The sequence below is a fragment of the uncultured Phenylobacterium sp. genome (genome assembly GCF_902826855.1).
Lineage (GTDB): Bacteria > Pseudomonadota > Alphaproteobacteria > Caulobacterales > Caulobacteraceae > Phenylobacterium.
The window spans coordinates 1-14,517 of sequence record NZ_CADEGK010000118.1 but is presented as its reverse complement, the minus strand read 5'-3'; the positions used below and the strand labels follow the sequence as shown (position 1 = coordinate 14,517).

The following is a 14,517-nucleotide window of genomic DNA, read 5'->3' as shown; positions in this document are numbered from 1 at the left end:
CAGCTTTGGGGGCTGGAGGTCCTCCGTGCTTTCGGCGAACAGGAGCGCTACCATCTGATCTTCGCGCCGCACCTGAGGCTCTTCGCCGGTCGCCGGCCGGGCTGCGTCCGCGAACTGACCCGCTTCGTCGGGCATCCCGGCATACACATCGATCTGGGCGGAACCTCCGCCTCTATCGACATGACCTACACTCGGCTCGCCCAGGTGTACGTCGGCGACGCCAGCAGCCAGATATACGAGTTCCTGCGCGAACCCCGCCCCTGCCTGTTTCTTGATCCGAGAGGGGTCGCCTGGCAGGGCGACGAAAGCTACCGGCACTGGCGGATGGGCCGGGTCGTCAAGAGCCTGGAAAACCTCATAGGACAGATCGACGACGCCTGCGTCTCCCAGCCCCGCTATTGCGAGGCCCAGCGTGCGGAGTTCGGCATTACCTTCGATGGGACGCCCAAAGTCAGCTCAGCCCGAGCTGCGGCCGCGATCGCTGCACTCGGTCCAAGATCAGAAGCGTCTCGTAGCCAGCAACCGAACTCCTGTTCGGCCTCTTCGCGACAGCCTTCCCGACCCCCCGCATTCCTGCGTCAAGGGCGGCCCGTTGATCGCCTGCAAACGGCGCCCAAGTCGACGGCTGCCGAGCGCTCGTGAGCCCGCTCGCCGATAGCGCCCGCCCTCCGCCCGGATGCGAATGCGGCGCCCTGCGCGCCAACGCCGCCACATCGGGACCGCCCCTTCCTGAACGGGCTCCGGGCAGTCTCCACGGCCTCTCCGGGATTCTGCTGATATCGCCGGCCGTGCACGGGTGTGAAGCTCAAGGCTGGTGAAGCGTGCTGAATCCGCGGCGCGCGAACGCCGCGCAGCCCGGCGGAGACGACATGACGACAATGAGACCCATCAGCCTGAATGCCGGCGCAGCATCTGTATTGGCTGCACTCAGCCTTATCGGCGCGTCCGCTGCCGAAGCGCAGAGCAAAGCCACCGTCCAGAGCGATGGCCAGGATGAAGGTCGGCGACACCATCACGGCCTACGCCACCCAAAGCCTGATCCTCTCCCTCGAGCCGAGCTGACCCACGGGCGCGGGGTTGGGGGCTCTCGGGCCGTTTGGACTTTGGCGCCGGCGATCCGGCGCCGGAGGAGCGAACAACGGGATCGCCGATCTATCTCAGCCTGGCGACGTCCCGCGCCGTGATCTCCGAACGGGTCGAGCCGAAGCGGGCAGTCACGTAGTTGGCGACGGCCGCAATCTCCGCGTTGGAGTAGGTCTGGCCGAAGGCCGGCATCACCACATCCCCGCCGGCCCTCCCGAGCCGGGCGCCGTTGATCACCACCTGCGCCACGTTGATGGCGCTGGGGTCGTTGACCGCTCGGACCCCGGTCAGGTTGGCGTGCGGGAAGAGCGGGCTTTTGCCCGACCAGCCGTGGCAACTGGCGCAAGCGCCTGCGAACACCTCGCGGCCGCGCCGATCGTCTCCGGCAGCCATCTCCTTGGGCAGATCGGAGGCCAGGTCCGTCCTGGGCGCCGGCAGGTCGCCCGAGCCGATGGCAGGGATGGTCCGGAGGTAAGCGACCATCGCGAGGGTGTCGCTGGGCGCCAGCTTCGAGAGGCTGGCGTTGATCGCCTCCGCCATCGGCCCGGCGGCGGCCCCGCGGCCCAGCACGTGGCCCTCGCGAAGGTAGGCGGCCAGTTCAGCATCCGTCCAGGCGCCGACACCGGAGGTGCGGTCCTGGGTGATGTTGTAGGCGCGCCAGCCCTGGATTACCGCGCCGCCGAACTTCTTCCGGTTGTCCGGCGCCTGGGCGAGGTTGCGCGCCGTGTGGCAATCGCCGCAGTGCGCCATCGCCTCGACCAGATAGGCGCCGCGATTCCACGCCGGGCTGCGGTCGGCGTGGGGTCGGAAGCGCTGGTCTGGATTGTAGAGCGCGCCCCAGATCGCCATCAACGGGCGCTGATTGAACGGGAACATCAGCTGGTTGGCTGGCGGCGTGTTGCGCACCGGCGCCAAGCTGAACAGGTAGGCACGGATCGCCAGGACATCGGCGTCCGCCATCAGCGAATAGGCTTCATAGGGAAACGCCGGGTAGAGGCGCGAGCCGTCCTTCGCCACGCCCTCGTGCACCGCGCGTAGGAAATCGGACTCGCTCCAGGCCCCGATGCCGGTCTCGCGGTCCGGGGTTATGTTGGGCGAGTAGAGCGTGCCGAATGGGGTCTTGAATGGCAGCCCGCCCGCGAACGTCGCGCCTCCGGGCGCAGTATGGCAGACCGCGCAATCCGCCGCCGTGGCGAGATAGCGGCCGCGGGTGACCAGGTCGGCCCCGCGCAATTCCGCCGGGACACCGGTCGGATCCGGGCCTCTGTAACTGGCCAGACTCACCGCCGATCCGCCTGCGAACGCCATGGAGCGGGTGGGCAACACCAGCCAAGCGGCCACGCCGGCGGCCATCACGACGACCGCCAGGCCGATGAGTGATGCGCGGCGAAGACGGCTCATGCGCCCGCCCCCTTGGCCAGGAGTTCGCGGTTGAACGGGATGCGCCGCAGCGGTTTTCCGGTCGCCGCGTAGATCGCATTGCGGAGTGAGGCGAAGGCCGCGGTGGTTCCGGCTTCGCCGATGCCGCCGGCCGGCTCGCCGCTCTTGACGAGATGCACGGCGATGGGCGGCGTCTGGTCGATCCGCAGCATGCGGTAATCGTGGAAGTTGCTCTGCTGAATCCGTCCCTTGTCCAGGGTGATCTCGCCATAGAGCGCCGCGGTCAGACCGAAGATCAGGCCGCCCTGCAGCTGGGCGATGATGGTGTCGGGATTGACCGCGATCCCGGTGTCGACGGCGATGTTCGCGCGCTTGAGATGGATGTCGCCATCCTCGTCGACCTCGACCTCCACCACGGTCGCGATGAAGCTGCCGAACGACACCTGAGTGGCGACGCCTCGCCCGCACCGCGGCGGCAGGGGCGAGCCCCAACCGGCCTGCTCGGCGGCCAGGTCGAGAACGGCGCGCAGCCGCGGGCTCTTGCCCAGGTTCGCGCGGCGGAAGGCGACGGGGTCCTTGCCCGCCTTCTTTGCAAGCTCATCGATGAAGCTCTCGATGGCGAAGACGTTGTTGTTCGGGCCCACGCCCCGCCAGAACCCGGTCGACACCCCTGGCGGCTCGTCGCGCACATACTCCACGCGCAGGTCGGGGACGTCGTAGGGGATGTCGACGGCGCTATCGACCGCGTCGGGGTCGACGCCCTTCTGGTAGCCCGGCGGCAGCCAGCGCGCGATGACCGCCGAGCCGGTGATGCGGTACTTCCAGGCGACGATGCGATCGCCCGACAGCTTCGCCCAGATCCGGTCGTGGTAGACGGGGCGCACGATATCCTGGCGGATGTCCTCTTCCCGGGTCCAGACGACCTTCACCGGGCCATCCACCTTCTGCGCGATCCGAGCGGACTTGACCGCCATGTCGGCCTCGAGCCGCCGTCCGAAGCCGCCGCCCAGCAGGTGCTGGTTGATTTTCACCTTCGCCGGCGGAAGTCCGAGCGCTTGGGCCACATGGGATTGCACACGGGTTATGGCCTGGGCGCCCAACCAGAGTTCGCAACCGCCGGGCGTGACAAGCGCCGTGCAGTTCATCGGCTCCATGGCGGCATGCGCCAGGAACGGCATCTCGAATTCGGCGGTGACGACCTGACCTCCCGCCAGCGCCTTGTCCGCGTCGCCCCTCTGTCTCGCGACCACGCCCTCCTGCGCGCTCGCCTTGCGGATCTGCGCCCAGACCTGGGCGGAATCGACCTGGCCGTTCGGGCCGTCGTTCCAGGTGATCTTGAGCGCCTCCAGGCCCCGCTTGGCGGCCCACATGTGCTCGCCGACCACGGCGACGAGGTCGTCCAGCACGACGACCTGCTGCACGCCTGGCACGAGCCGGGCCTCCGCGTCATCGACGCTGGCGACCGTGCCGCCCTTCACGGGGCTGGCCATCAATGTGGCGTACCTGCAGCCGGGCGGCCGCACGTCGATGCCATAGACGGTCTTGCCGTTGACCTTCTCCGGCGTGTCGAGCCGCTTCAGCGGCTTGCCGACCAGCCGGAATTCGCCCGGGGTCTTCAGCGGCGGATCAGAGGGGACCTTCAGCGCGGCCGCCCGGCCGACAAGGTCGCCATAGCCTAGGCGGCGATCGCTCGCGGGATGGATCACCTGGCCGGCTTCCGTGCGGCAGGCGCCGGGAGCGACGCCCCAACGCTGGGCCGCCGCCTGGACCAGGACCGCCCGGGTCCCGGCGCCGGCCTTGCGCAGCGGCATCCACCACCCGCGGATGGAGTTGGAGTTCCCGGTCGCCTGAACGCCGAGCATCGGATTGGTGTAGTGGGCCTCGTCCGGCGGCGCGTGCTCGACCCGGACCCGAGCGAAATCCGCGTCCAACTCCTCGGCCAGGATCATCGAGATCGACGTGTAGACCCCCTGTCCCATCTCGACCTGCGGCATGACAAGGGTCACCGCGCCCTCACGGTCGATGCGGATGAAGGCGTTGAAGGGCGTGCCGGGCTGGGCCGCGGCGCTGCGACCCCCCGTCGGAAGGTGAAGGCCGACTAGAAGCACCCCACCGACGCCGGCGCCCAGCAGAACCCGACGCGAGACGCCGGGGGACAAGACATCGCGCGTCATCGCTACGCCCTCGCGGCGGCGCGTTTGATCGCGTCGCGGATCCGGATGTAGGTGCCACAGCGGCAGATGTTGCCCGCCATGGCGGCGTCGATGTCGGCGTCGTCGGGCTTGGGGATCCGGTTCAGCAGCGCGGTCGCCGACATGATCTGGCCGGACTGGCAGTAGCCGCACTGGACGACCTCGAGTTCGAGCCAGGCGTCCTGGACGCGCGCACCGGCCTCGGTCTCCCCCACGCGCTCGATGGTGGTGACGGGTCGCGCCCCGACCGCGCCCACGGGAAGAAGACAGGACCGCACGGCCGCGCCACCGACATGCACGGTGCAGGCCCCGCACTGCGCGATGCCACACCCGAACTTGGTGCCGGTCAGGCCCAGGATGTCGCGCAGAACCCAAAGCAGGGGCATGTCGTCGGGCGCTGTCACGGTCCGCGCCTCACCGTTGATCTGGAGCGTCCTGGGCTGCAGCACATCCACCTCCGTCGCCGCCGATCGGTCCCCACCTCGGGGTGCACGAGCCGACGAACCCTGCGCGTCGCCGCGGTCATCCGCGCGCAGCATCGCGCCAATGAAAGCTAGCCAGCCCCAAGCCGTCCGCAATTGGACCAAGGTATCGCGGGGGGACCAACACGCGGGGCATGCGCTCCCCTTCAAGTCGCGCCGGCGTGCCGGCGTCGAGGGTCGTCAAAGGCTTCGACGTAGTCGAGGCCCAGGGGCCCAAGGGCGGTGACCTGGGTGACGTAGTCGCCGTCCTTCGCCCAGTGGAAGTGCGACTGCCCGCCGGGCAGGACGACGACACTCCCTGGACCGAAGGCCTGCAGGCTGTCGGGATCGAAGCGTTCGCCCAGACCGATGTGGAAGACCCCGGATATGACCGTGTAGAGCCGGTCTTCCGGATGACGATGCGGCGCCATTCGGACGCCGGCCGGCAGCTTCACGCGGATGACATAAGGTCCCGCCTGGGTCGGGTCTCCCACCAGCACGGCGAGGCGCGCCTCTGGCGGAAACGCCGGAAACGGACGCCACTCGACGTCCTCAGGCCGGATGAAATGGAAGCGGTCTTGATCCCGCTGGTGGGTCCTCAGCATCGCCATCCCTCCATCCGTCGCTGGACATCGAGCTGGAACAGTTGGCCCACCGCCGCCGGAGGCGCGATCCGACTTTGGTGTCGCCGATACCTTCGTCCGATCCCCGGAAGGCCGCCGAAGTCGCACCTCAGACCGCCTACGGGTCGCGCATGCGGACCCTTCAGACCCAGCGGCAACTGGACCAGGCGCGATCCCTGGATCGCGCTGTCTCCGTTTGCGTCTGCGATGCGCGCGGGTCGCAACCCGCCGGCGGCATCGGAGTCGGCGTCCTCCGGAGCGCGGTTGGCGCGTTCGCAGAGGTCACTGGAAGCTTCTGGCAGAGAAGAATTGGCCGACCATCAGCGCGCCTTCTACTGGACGTTGGCATCTCCCATGCCTTGGTAGTGCTCGTGCCCGCCGGCCCACAGCAAACGACCGCCGCGGAATACGCCGCGATGGTCTCTGCATTGCGGCCACGGTCCACCCGGGAAAGTGCGCGGGGTGGCGCGCGCCGATCCCGCTCCGGCGGCGGGGGATCAGGCCTTCAGGAGGCGGAGCAGTTCCTGCGCGCCGACGGTCGACGAGGCGGGGTTCTGGCCCGTGACCAGGCGCCCATCGACGACCGCGAACGGCAGCCAGTCATCGGTCTTTTCGTAGAGGCCTCCCAGACGCTTGAGTTCGTCCTCCACGAGGAATGGCACCACATGCGTCAGTTGCACGGCTTCTTCCTCGGAGTTGGTGAAGCCGGTCACCCGTTTGCCCTTCACCAGCGGCGCGCCGTCGATCATGACCTTGTGGAAGACGGCCGGCGCGTGACACACGGCCGCCACCGGCTTGCCGGCCTTCCAGAAAGCTTCGATCAGGGCGATCGAGGTTGGGTTGTCGGTGAGATCCCACATCGGTCCATGCCCGCCGGAGTAGAAGATCGCGTCGAAGTCCCCGGCCGAGACCGAGTCCAGCCGCACAGTGTTGGCCAGCACCCGCTGGGTCTCCGGGTCGGCCTTGAAGCGCGCCATCGGCGCGGTCTGGTTTCCGGGCTCGTCGCTCTTCGGATCGATCGGGGGTTGGCCACCCTTGGGCGAGGCGAGCGTGACCTCGGCCCCGGCGTCCTTGAACACATAGTACGGCGCGGCGAACTCCTCGAGCCAGAACCCTGTCTTCCGCCCGGTGTCGCCCAACGTGTCGTGCGAGGTGAGGATCATCAGAATCTTCATTGGCAGTCTCCATCTGTCGCTGCGCGGCGGGAACTTGCCGCCTCGGATTTGCGGTCACGGGCGCCCTCGCGGCGTAGGCCTTTCGCGCAGCCACCCCATGGTCCCGAAGGAACGGGGGAGACCTAGGCAGCACTTGGCCGAGTGGCTATTGGGCGAAGGTATCGGCGATACCAAAGTCGCACCCAACGAGATCCGGACCGCGTCGATGGGCTGGTCCTGGGCCACGCTGCCCGGCGCCGCCGACTGGCAAGCTTACGAGGATGCCCGCCAGGCGCTCTTCCCGAACCTCTCGCGATCCGAGCCCGCGGCGCCCTTTGGCGTGCGCCGCGCCAGTCTCACAGGCTCAGAGGGAACTTGGCCGAAGTCGTGATCAAGCCTTCAGGTCCACGTACGCGCCTGACCGGACTTCGGGCTGAGCCAACACCTGGCCATGCACCTGCCGGGCGATCTGCCTTTCGAGGTCGGCGCGGGCCTCGGGACGCATATTGGTCAGATCGCCCTGGGCTAGACCCATCATCTCTAGAAGGTCTGCGCGGAGCTGTTGGGCAAGCGGGAGAGCGGCCTCGGCCCGCGCCTGCGACGAGGACGGCGTGGGTTCGGTTGACCGCATCAACAGGCCCGGGTCGAGCGTCGTGACATCGAGCTTTCGGAAGGCCGCACCCAAAACGTTGGCTGTTCCGGCCGCGGTGTACACGCCTCGCGGCGATACCTTGGTCTCCTCGATACCTTGGTACAATGGTCGGCGCGCGCGCTCTCGGCTCTGATGATCGGGTCAAGACCGACACGCTGACGGTCGAGCGCCGCGAAGCGCATTTCCATCACGTCGGTCCAGCGTCCCGCCGCGCAGGCGCGGATCTCCGGGGAACCCAAGGAGCTCTCATGGCCAATCTGCCTGCAATCGCCATGGCCGCCGCGCTCGCGGCAGGCGCCCCGGCGCCTCTGCCCTCCACCTCGGCGACGACCACCTATCATCGCGAGATGGTCGACGGCGTCGGCGTGTTCTACCGGGAGGCCGGGCCGAAGGATGCGCCGACCATCGTGCTGCTGCACGGCTATCCGTCGTCGTCGCGGATGTTCGAAGGCCTGATCCCGCTGCTCGCCGTCCGCTATCACGTCATCGCGCCGGACTACCCCGGCTTCGGGCACAGCGACGCGCCGTCGCCGTCGCAGTACGCCTACACGTTCGACCATCTGGCTCAGACGATCGCAGGCCTCCTCGACAAGCTCGGGGTCGACCATGGCGTCTTCTATCTGCAGGATTACGGTGGGCCGGTGGGCTTCCGGGTGATGGCCGCTCGCCCCGCGCGGGTGCGGGGCCTGATCATCCAGAACGCCAATGCCTACAGCGACGGCCTCGGCGCGAAATGGGCGGGCATCGCCCAGTTCTGGCGCGACCCGGAGGGCCACCAGGACCAACTCGACGCCTTCACCTCGCTGGACGGCGCGCGCCAGCGGCATATCGCCGGCAGCCCTAATCCACAACGCTACAGCCCCGACGCCTGGATCGACGAGTTCGCCATGCTCTCCCGGCCTGGGTCCCGGGAGATCCAGGGCGCCCTGCTGTATGACTACCAGACCAACGTGGCTGCCTATCCCGCGTGGCAGGCCTGGATGCGGACCCACCGTCCGCCCGCCCTGATCCTCTGGGGCCGCTACGACCCCTCCTTCATCGTCCCGGGCGCGGCGGCTTATCGGCGCGACCTCCCAGAGGCGGAACTGCACCTGCTGGAGGCGGGGCACTTCGCGCTGGACGAGCGCCTCGACGAGGCTGCCGGCCTCGCAATCCACTTCCTCGACCGCCTGCCGCGCTGACCTGCCGGGCCGCTGGGAGGCGACCCATCGCCCGCGCTCGCGCATGGGGCTACGAAATCCATGACGATCGGATCGCGTCGATGACCACCCCTGCCTCGCACGACGACGCCCAGCCCCAACCGCGTCCACCGCCCGCCTGGCGGATGATCCTGTCCGGCGCCTGCGCGTGCCTGATTGGCATCGGCCTCGCCCGCTTCGCCTACACGCCCCTGCTCCCGGCCGTGATTGCGGCGGGCTGGTTCGACGCTGACGCCGCGACCTATCTGGCGGCCGCCAACCTCGGCGGCTACCTGTTGGGGGTACTTGTCGCGGGACCCATGACCGCGCGACGGCCACCCATCGCGGCCCTGCGGATCATGATGGCGGCCAGTGCGCTCTCGCTCTTCGCATGCGCCGTCCCCGTGAGCTTCGCTTGGTTCTTCACCTGGCGGCTCATTTCCGGCGTGAGCGGCGGGGTGATCATGATCCTGGCGGCGCCGACCATCCTCGTCCACCTGACGCCGTCGCGACGCGGCCTGGCGAGCGGCTTCATCTTCATGGGCGTGGGCCTCGGGGTGGCGGCCTCCGGCACCCTGGTCCCGCTCCTGTTGCGCGACAGCCTGCCGACCGCGTGGATCGGCCTCGGGATCGCCAGCGCGATCCTGACGCTGGCGGCCTGGACAGGGTGGCCGAGCGCGCCAGCCGGCAGCCCCGCGCCACCGCTGCGCCGGCGGGCTCGCCGCAACCCGCGGCTCTGGCTGCTCCACGCCGGCTACGGCCTGAACGCCGTCGGCCTAGTGCCGCACATGGTCTTCCTGTCGGTCTTCGTGGCGCACGGCCTGGGCCAGGGGATCGACGCCGGCGCTTTCTACTGGATCGTATTCGGCCTGGGCGCCGTGGTCGGCCCCCTGCTCAGTGGCCACCTTGCCGACCGCGCCGGCTATCGCGCGGCCCTGCGCCTCGTTCTGCTCCTGGAGGCGCTGGCCACCCTTGCGCCGGCGATCACCAACGCGCCCGCCGCCCTGATCGCCTCCAGCCTGTTCATGGGGGCCGCCACACCCGGCATCGTCCCGCTCGTCCTGGGCCGGGTGCATGAACTGGCCGGCCCTGGCCTCGCCGCCCAGAAGGCGGCCTGGCGCATGGCGACCACGGCCTTCGCCGCGGCGCAGGCCGTCGCCGCCTACGGGCTCGCCTACCTGCTTGGCCGCACGAATGGGGACTACGCCTTGCTGTTCATGACGGGCGCGGGCGCGCTGGTCCTGGCGCTGCTCATCGACCTTGTGGGCGGCGTCGCACTTCGGCGGCGCCAGCCGACCATGCCAGCGGGCTAAGTCTTTGGTGTCTGCGACACCTAGGTCCAATTTCGGGACAGGCCTCCGCACCCGATCCTCTTCTCCAGGCCAAGCGGCGCCTTGCCCGGCCGTTTGACAAGGGAGACATCCGATGCTCATCCGCAATTCCTGGCTGGCGGGGGTCCTGGCCCTGCTTGCGGCGACCGGCGCTCAGGCCGCCGACCTCAAGCCGACCATCGTTCTGGTTCACGGCGCCTTTGCCGACGCCAGCAGTTGGGACGGCGTCATCGCGGAACTGCTGAAGGACGGCTACCCGGTGGTGGCCGCCGCCAACCCGCTGCGCGGCGTCGCCGTCGACGCGGCGGCGGTGGGATCACTGGTCGCGTCGGTCAAGGGACCGGTCGTGCTGGTCGGCCACTCCTATGGCGGCACGGTGATCTCGGCGGCCGCGTCCGATGCGCCGAACGTCAAGGCGCTGGTCTATGTCAGCGCTTTCGCGCCCGATATCGGCGAGACCAGCTTCGGCCTGACCGGAAAATTCCCCGGCAGCACCCTGTCGGCCGCCCTGGCGCCGCGCGCGCCCCTACCGGGCGCCGGGGCCGATCTCTACATCCAGCAGGACCTCTTCGGGGCCCAGTTCGCCGCGGACGTGCCGGTCGATCGCGCGCGGCGCATGGCCGTCGAACAGCGACCGCTTGCCGAAGCCGCAGGCGGCGAGGCCTCCGTCAGCGCCGCCTGGAAGGCCACCCCCTCGTGGTGGATCTGGGGCGAGGCCGATCGCAACATTCCGCCGCAGACCATGGCGTTCATGGCCAGGCGCGCCCAGGCCCGGAAGGTAGTCACCATTCCTGGCGCGTCGCACGTCGTCATGATCTCGCACCCGCACGCGGTCGCCGACCTGATCGAGACGGCCGCAGCCGCGCGCTGACGGCCTAACCGCCCAAACCGGAGCTTCGCATGTCCCAGACCTGGTTCATCACCGGCGCGTCGCGCGGCCTTGGCCGCGCGCTCGCCGAGGCCGTGCTCGAGGCCGGCCACCGCCTCGTGGCCACCGCGCGCGATCCCCGCCGGCTGGGCGACCTCGTCGACCGCCACGGCGGGTCCGTCATCCTGGCCCCGCTCGACGTCACCGATCCTCGCGCCCCCGACACGGCGGTCGCGCAGGCGCAGTCCGCCTTCGGCGGGATCGACGTCCTGGTCAACAACGCCGGCTACGGCGACGTCGGCTCGGCCGAAGACATGACGCTGGCGGACATCCGCAGCCAGATCGAGACCAACCTGTTCGGCGCGATCCACGTGACCCGGGCCGTCATTCCGCTCATGCGCCGCCAGACCAGCGGCCGCATCCTGATGTTGTCGTCGGTCGGGGGCCGCGTCGGCGCCCCAGGAAGGACCGCCTATTCCGCCGCCAAGTGGGGCGTCGAGGGCTATGCCGAGGCGCTCGCCCTCGAGATGGCCCTGATCGGCGTGAAGGTCACCATCCTCGAGCCCGGCGGCTTCCGGACGGACTTCGCCGGATCGTCGACCAAGCTGGCGGCAGGCCGGGCCGAATATGACGCGGTGGTCGGGGCGCAGGCGCGGCGGCAGGCGGAGTACGATGGCCGTCAACCCGGCGATCCGGCGCGGGCGGCCCAGGCGATCCTCACCGTGGCGGCCCTGGATGCGCCACCTCTGCGGCTGCCCCTCGGCCGCGACGCCCTCGACATCATCCGCGCCGCCGACCAGGCCCGCCTGGCCGAACTCGAGCGCTGGCGAGACCTCAGCGCCTCCACCGACTTCGAACCCCGTTGACGGTCTGCGCGCCGGCCGTCGCGAACGACCAAAAGGAGCCTCTCATGACCTCGGACCGACCCTCACGGACCTGGATGATCACCGGCGCCTCCAACGGCCTGGGCCTGGCGCTGGCGACGCACGTTCTCAAGAATGGCGATCAGACCGTGCTGGCGGCGCCAACCCTGCCCGGCATGGCCGCGCTGGCCGCCGCCTACCCGAAGACGGCCTTCGCCGTCGCGATGGACGTGACCGTCCCTGAGCAACGGGCCGCCACCCTCCAGGCCTCGGAAGCGCGCTTCGGCGGTGTGGACGTGCTCGTCAACAACGCCGGGATCGATTTCCTGGGCGCCATCGAGGAGCAGCGCGAGGAGGATTATCGCCGGCTGTTCGAGGTGAACCTGTTCGGCGTGATCGAGATGATCCGCCTGGCCCTGCCGGGCATGCGCCGGCGCGGTCGGGGGACGGTCGTCAACATCTCATCCATGGACGGCGTGTCGAGCCTACCCGCCACCGGCTACTACTCGGCGAGCAAGTTCGCGCTCGAAGGGCTGACCGAGGCGCTCTGGCAGGAGATTGAACCGCTGGGCCTCCGCGCGATCACGGTGCAGCCCGGGTCGTTCCGGACCGCCATCGAGCAGCGCACCCGCTTCTCCGGCCAGCCGATCGACGATTATGCGGCCACCTCCGGCGCCTTCCGTCGGCTGGTTTCCAGCGCCACACCAGAGATGTTCCCCGGCGACCCGGCCCGGGCGGCCGCCGCGATCTGGAAGGTGGTGATCAATGGTGATTCACGCCGCCGCATCGTGCTCGGCAGCGATGCGCAGCGCCGGATCGCCGCCCAGTTCGACGTCTTGCGCGCGGAGCTCGAGGCGGGCCGGGACATGGCGATGGGGACCGACTACCCCGGGAGCGGCCCATCGATCCTTTGAGGCGAGGAGGCCGGCGTCGGCGGGGCCAGGACAGCCGCGCCGGCGCTCCCCCGGTAAAGTCGCCGCTGAGCATCCGGCGCGCGCTTGCCGGCTCGGCTCCGCGGGGCGCCGTTGTCCCCGACCCCGCTTATAAGGTGACGCCTACTCCCACTCCATTGTTCCACAATGCCCTAACTGTCTGTCTTTAAACGCCTATTTGAACTTTCCTGCCCTGCTGGCCGGCCTGTGGTCCGCCAGATCGCTGCACTATTGAATTCATTGAGAAAATCAGCACGAAATTTTTTTGGCGAGTCCAGCATCTATCGCTGGCTATTCCGCGACGGAAGCGGATTCCTTGGACCGACTGCGACCTCGGCCATGCTGAAAAAGGACCGTCACCCGTCGATTAGGACAACGTCCGACAGCGCCGGTCGGGCACGGTCCAGCGGGTTCCTTGCCCTTGCGGCGGCGCTGGCCGCTAGGCAGTCTCTGCCGCGCGGGCGCGTGCAGGAGGCAAGGCGGCCTCCTCGTGACCCGTGCCTTCGGCCGGTGCAGGGGTAGCAACCGACTTCGCATCGCTCTTGCCCGCATCTTTCCGCGTTATCGTACGCCGCCACAGCCGCGCGACATCTTCCGGCAGCATCCAGGCGGCCGGGACAACGATCAGCGTCAGCATTGTCGAGGTGATGAGGCCGCCGATCACGATGAAGCCCATGGCATTGCGCCATTCGGAACCATCGGACGCAGCAAGCGCCACCGGGATCATCCCGAAAATGGCGGCGAAAGCCGTCATCAGCACCGGGCGCAGCCGTTCCGGCGCAGCTTGCGCCATTGCATCTGCCTGCGAAAGCCCGTCCTCCACAAGCTGGTTGGCGCGGTCGACGAGCAGGATGCCATTCTTCATCACAATGCCCATCAGCGCCAGCAGCCCGATCTGGCCGAACAGGCTCATTTCCTGCCCGCCGATCAGCATGGCGATAAAGGCGCCCGAGAATGACAGGGGTGCCGTCAACATGATGAGGAAAGGCTGGCCAAAGCGGTCGAACTGGCTGGCCAGCACGATGTAGAGCGCGATCAGCGCCAGCAGGAAGGCAAAGCCGATAGCCGTTGCGGTTTCCGCCATGCGGCGCGCCTGCCCCTCCAGAACCAGTTCGATCCCAGGCGGCGGCGGATTGGCCGCAATGAGGGCGTCCATGGCATTCACGGCCGCCCCCAGCGACACTCCGGTAGCGCTGTTGGCCAGCACCGAGACCTTGCGGCCCCGGTCCTGGCGGTCAATCTGCACGGGGCCGGTCCCGATGCGCGGATCGGCCACCTGGCCCAGATCGACCAGCCGGCCGTCAAGACTGCGGGTCTGCAGGGTTGCCACCATGTCAGGCGACTGGCGCTGCGCTTCTTCGAGGCGCACCCTCACATCGTGACGACGGCCACCTTCTTCAAACGTGCCGGCCTCCACGCCGCCCAAAAGAATCCGGGTCGAGTTGGCAAGGTCGCGCGCCGAAACGCCAAGATCGGCAGCCCGCGTGCGGTCGATGCGCAACTGCAGTTCCGGCCGGCCGCCTTCATAGCTGGACCGGACGTCGGCGAACTCCGGCCGCGATTTCATCGCCGCCACCAGCCTTGCCGCATAGGCCTCGGCCTCAGCCAGATCGCGGCCCATCACCACCTGCTCGATCGCAGCCTGCCCGATGCCACCGCCTGAAACCCAGGGCACTTCCGAGGCAACGATCTCGTTGGCTTGGGGAATGGCCTGTCGCAGCGCAGCGCGGGCCTTGTCCATCACCTCCATCTGGTGGATCGACCTCGCCTGCTTGGGCGTGATGGCAATGTAGAACTCGC

Annotated in this window: 12 protein-coding genes and 1 pseudogene; 6 read left to right on the top strand and 7 right to left on the bottom strand. The window is 68.9% G+C overall.

Features of this window, described 5'->3' with window-relative positions; translation table 11 throughout:
* Window positions 1-642, top strand: a pseudogene (locus QZV94_RS15855) (hypothetical protein); the annotation flags it as partial.
* Window positions 643-1,152: 510 nt separating this feature from the next.
* On the opposite strand, the gene QZV94_RS15850 reads toward QZV94_RS15855, so the two are convergent.
* From QZV94_RS15850 to QZV94_RS15825, 6 genes are all read right to left on the bottom strand, one after another.
* Window positions 1,153-2,484: a cytochrome c gene (locus QZV94_RS15850; RefSeq protein WP_293678874.1), complete on the bottom strand. Its 1,332-nt coding sequence runs from the start codon at window positions 2,482-2,484 to the stop codon at window positions 1,153-1,155.
* A complete protein-coding gene (locus QZV94_RS15845; RefSeq protein WP_293678872.1) occupies window positions 2,481-4,637 on the bottom strand; it encodes a molybdopterin cofactor-binding domain-containing protein in 2,157 nt (718 codons plus the stop codon). The genes QZV94_RS15850 and QZV94_RS15845 overlap by 4 nt, the downstream gene beginning before the upstream one ends.
* Window positions 4,638-4,639: 2 nt before the next feature.
* A complete protein-coding gene (locus tag QZV94_RS15840; protein WP_293678876.1) occupies window positions 4,640-5,041 on the bottom strand; it encodes a (2Fe-2S)-binding protein in 402 nt (133 codons plus the stop codon).
* A gap of 242 nt (window positions 5,042-5,283) precedes the next feature.
* A complete protein-coding gene (locus QZV94_RS15835) occupies window positions 5,284-5,721 on the bottom strand; it encodes a cupin domain-containing protein (RefSeq protein WP_293678870.1) in 438 nt (145 codons plus the stop codon).
* A 515-nt stretch (window positions 5,722-6,236) separates the two neighbouring features.
* The gene (locus QZV94_RS15830) at window positions 6,237-6,914 is read right to left on the bottom strand and encodes a type 1 glutamine amidotransferase domain-containing protein (RefSeq protein ID WP_293678869.1); all 678 of its coding nucleotides are present in this window, start codon (window positions 6,912-6,914) and stop codon (window positions 6,237-6,239) included.
* A 370-nt stretch (window positions 6,915-7,284) separates the two neighbouring features.
* Window positions 7,285-7,650, bottom strand: a complete 366-nt coding sequence (locus tag QZV94_RS15825; RefSeq protein ID WP_293678868.1) for a hypothetical protein — start codon at window positions 7,648-7,650, stop codon at window positions 7,285-7,287.
* Between the two features lie 143 nt (window positions 7,651-7,793).
* Between QZV94_RS15825 and QZV94_RS15820 the strand changes: the two genes are divergently transcribed.
* The 5 genes from QZV94_RS15820 (at window position 7,794) to QZV94_RS15800 (ending at window position 12,699) form a co-directional block, all read left to right on the top strand.
* Window positions 7,794-8,726 carry an alpha/beta fold hydrolase gene (locus QZV94_RS15820; RefSeq protein ID WP_293678867.1) on the top strand — a complete coding sequence of 311 codons (933 nt, stop codon included), beginning with the start codon at window positions 7,794-7,796 and terminating at the stop codon, window positions 8,724-8,726.
* 80 nt (window positions 8,727-8,806) lie between these two features.
* Window positions 8,807-10,036, top strand: coding sequence for a YbfB/YjiJ family MFS transporter (locus tag QZV94_RS15815; protein ID WP_293678866.1), 1,230 nt, complete (start codon window positions 8,807-8,809; stop codon window positions 10,034-10,036).
* A 112-nt stretch (window positions 10,037-10,148) separates the two neighbouring features.
* Window positions 10,149-10,925: an alpha/beta hydrolase gene (locus QZV94_RS15810; protein WP_293678865.1), complete on the top strand. Its 777-nt coding sequence runs from the start codon at window positions 10,149-10,151 to the stop codon at window positions 10,923-10,925.
* A gap of 29 nt (window positions 10,926-10,954) precedes the next feature.
* Entirely contained in the window at window positions 10,955-11,788 is an 834-nt protein-coding gene (locus tag QZV94_RS15805; protein ID WP_293678864.1) for an oxidoreductase, read from the top strand.
* A 44-nt stretch (window positions 11,789-11,832) separates the two neighbouring features.
* Window positions 11,833-12,699: an SDR family NAD(P)-dependent oxidoreductase gene (locus tag QZV94_RS15800; RefSeq protein ID WP_293678863.1), complete on the top strand. Its 867-nt coding sequence runs from the start codon at window positions 11,833-11,835 to the stop codon at window positions 12,697-12,699.
* 457 nt (window positions 12,700-13,156) lie between these two features.
* On the opposite strand, the gene QZV94_RS15795 is transcribed toward QZV94_RS15800, so the two are convergent.
* Window positions 13,157-14,517 (bottom strand): efflux RND transporter permease subunit (locus QZV94_RS15795; protein WP_293678862.1); only part of this gene is annotated, 1,361 nt, incomplete at its 5' end.

Excerpts from the sequence above, each read along its gene's own strand:
- QZV94_RS15850 (WP_293678874.1), bottom strand. The coding sequence starts at position 2,484 with ATGAGCCGTCTTCGCCGCGCATCACTCATCGGCCTGGCGGTCGTCGTG.
- QZV94_RS15845 (WP_293678872.1), bottom strand. The coding sequence starts at position 4,637 with ATGACGCGCGATGTCTTGTCCCCCGGCGTCTCGCGTCGGGTTCTGCTG.
- QZV94_RS15840 (WP_293678876.1), bottom strand. The coding sequence starts at position 5,041 with ATGCCCCTGCTTTGGGTTCTGCGCGACATCCTGGGCCTGACCGGCACC.
- QZV94_RS15835 (WP_293678870.1), bottom strand. The coding sequence starts at position 5,721 with ATGCTGAGGACCCACCAGCGGGATCAAGACCGCTTCCATTTCATCCGG.
- QZV94_RS15830 (WP_293678869.1), bottom strand. The coding sequence starts at position 6,914 with ATGAAGATTCTGATGATCCTCACCTCGCACGACACGTTGGGCGACACC.
- QZV94_RS15820 (WP_293678867.1), top strand. The coding sequence starts at position 7,794 with ATGGCCAATCTGCCTGCAATCGCCATGGCCGCCGCGCTCGCGGCAGGC.
- QZV94_RS15815 (WP_293678866.1), top strand. The coding sequence starts at position 8,807 with ATGACCACCCCTGCCTCGCACGACGACGCCCAGCCCCAACCGCGTCCA.
- QZV94_RS15810 (WP_293678865.1), top strand. The coding sequence starts at position 10,149 with ATGCTCATCCGCAATTCCTGGCTGGCGGGGGTCCTGGCCCTGCTTGCG.
- QZV94_RS15805 (WP_293678864.1), top strand. The coding sequence starts at position 10,955 with ATGTCCCAGACCTGGTTCATCACCGGCGCGTCGCGCGGCCTTGGCCGC.
- QZV94_RS15800 (WP_293678863.1), top strand. The coding sequence starts at position 11,833 with ATGACCTCGGACCGACCCTCACGGACCTGGATGATCACCGGCGCCTCC.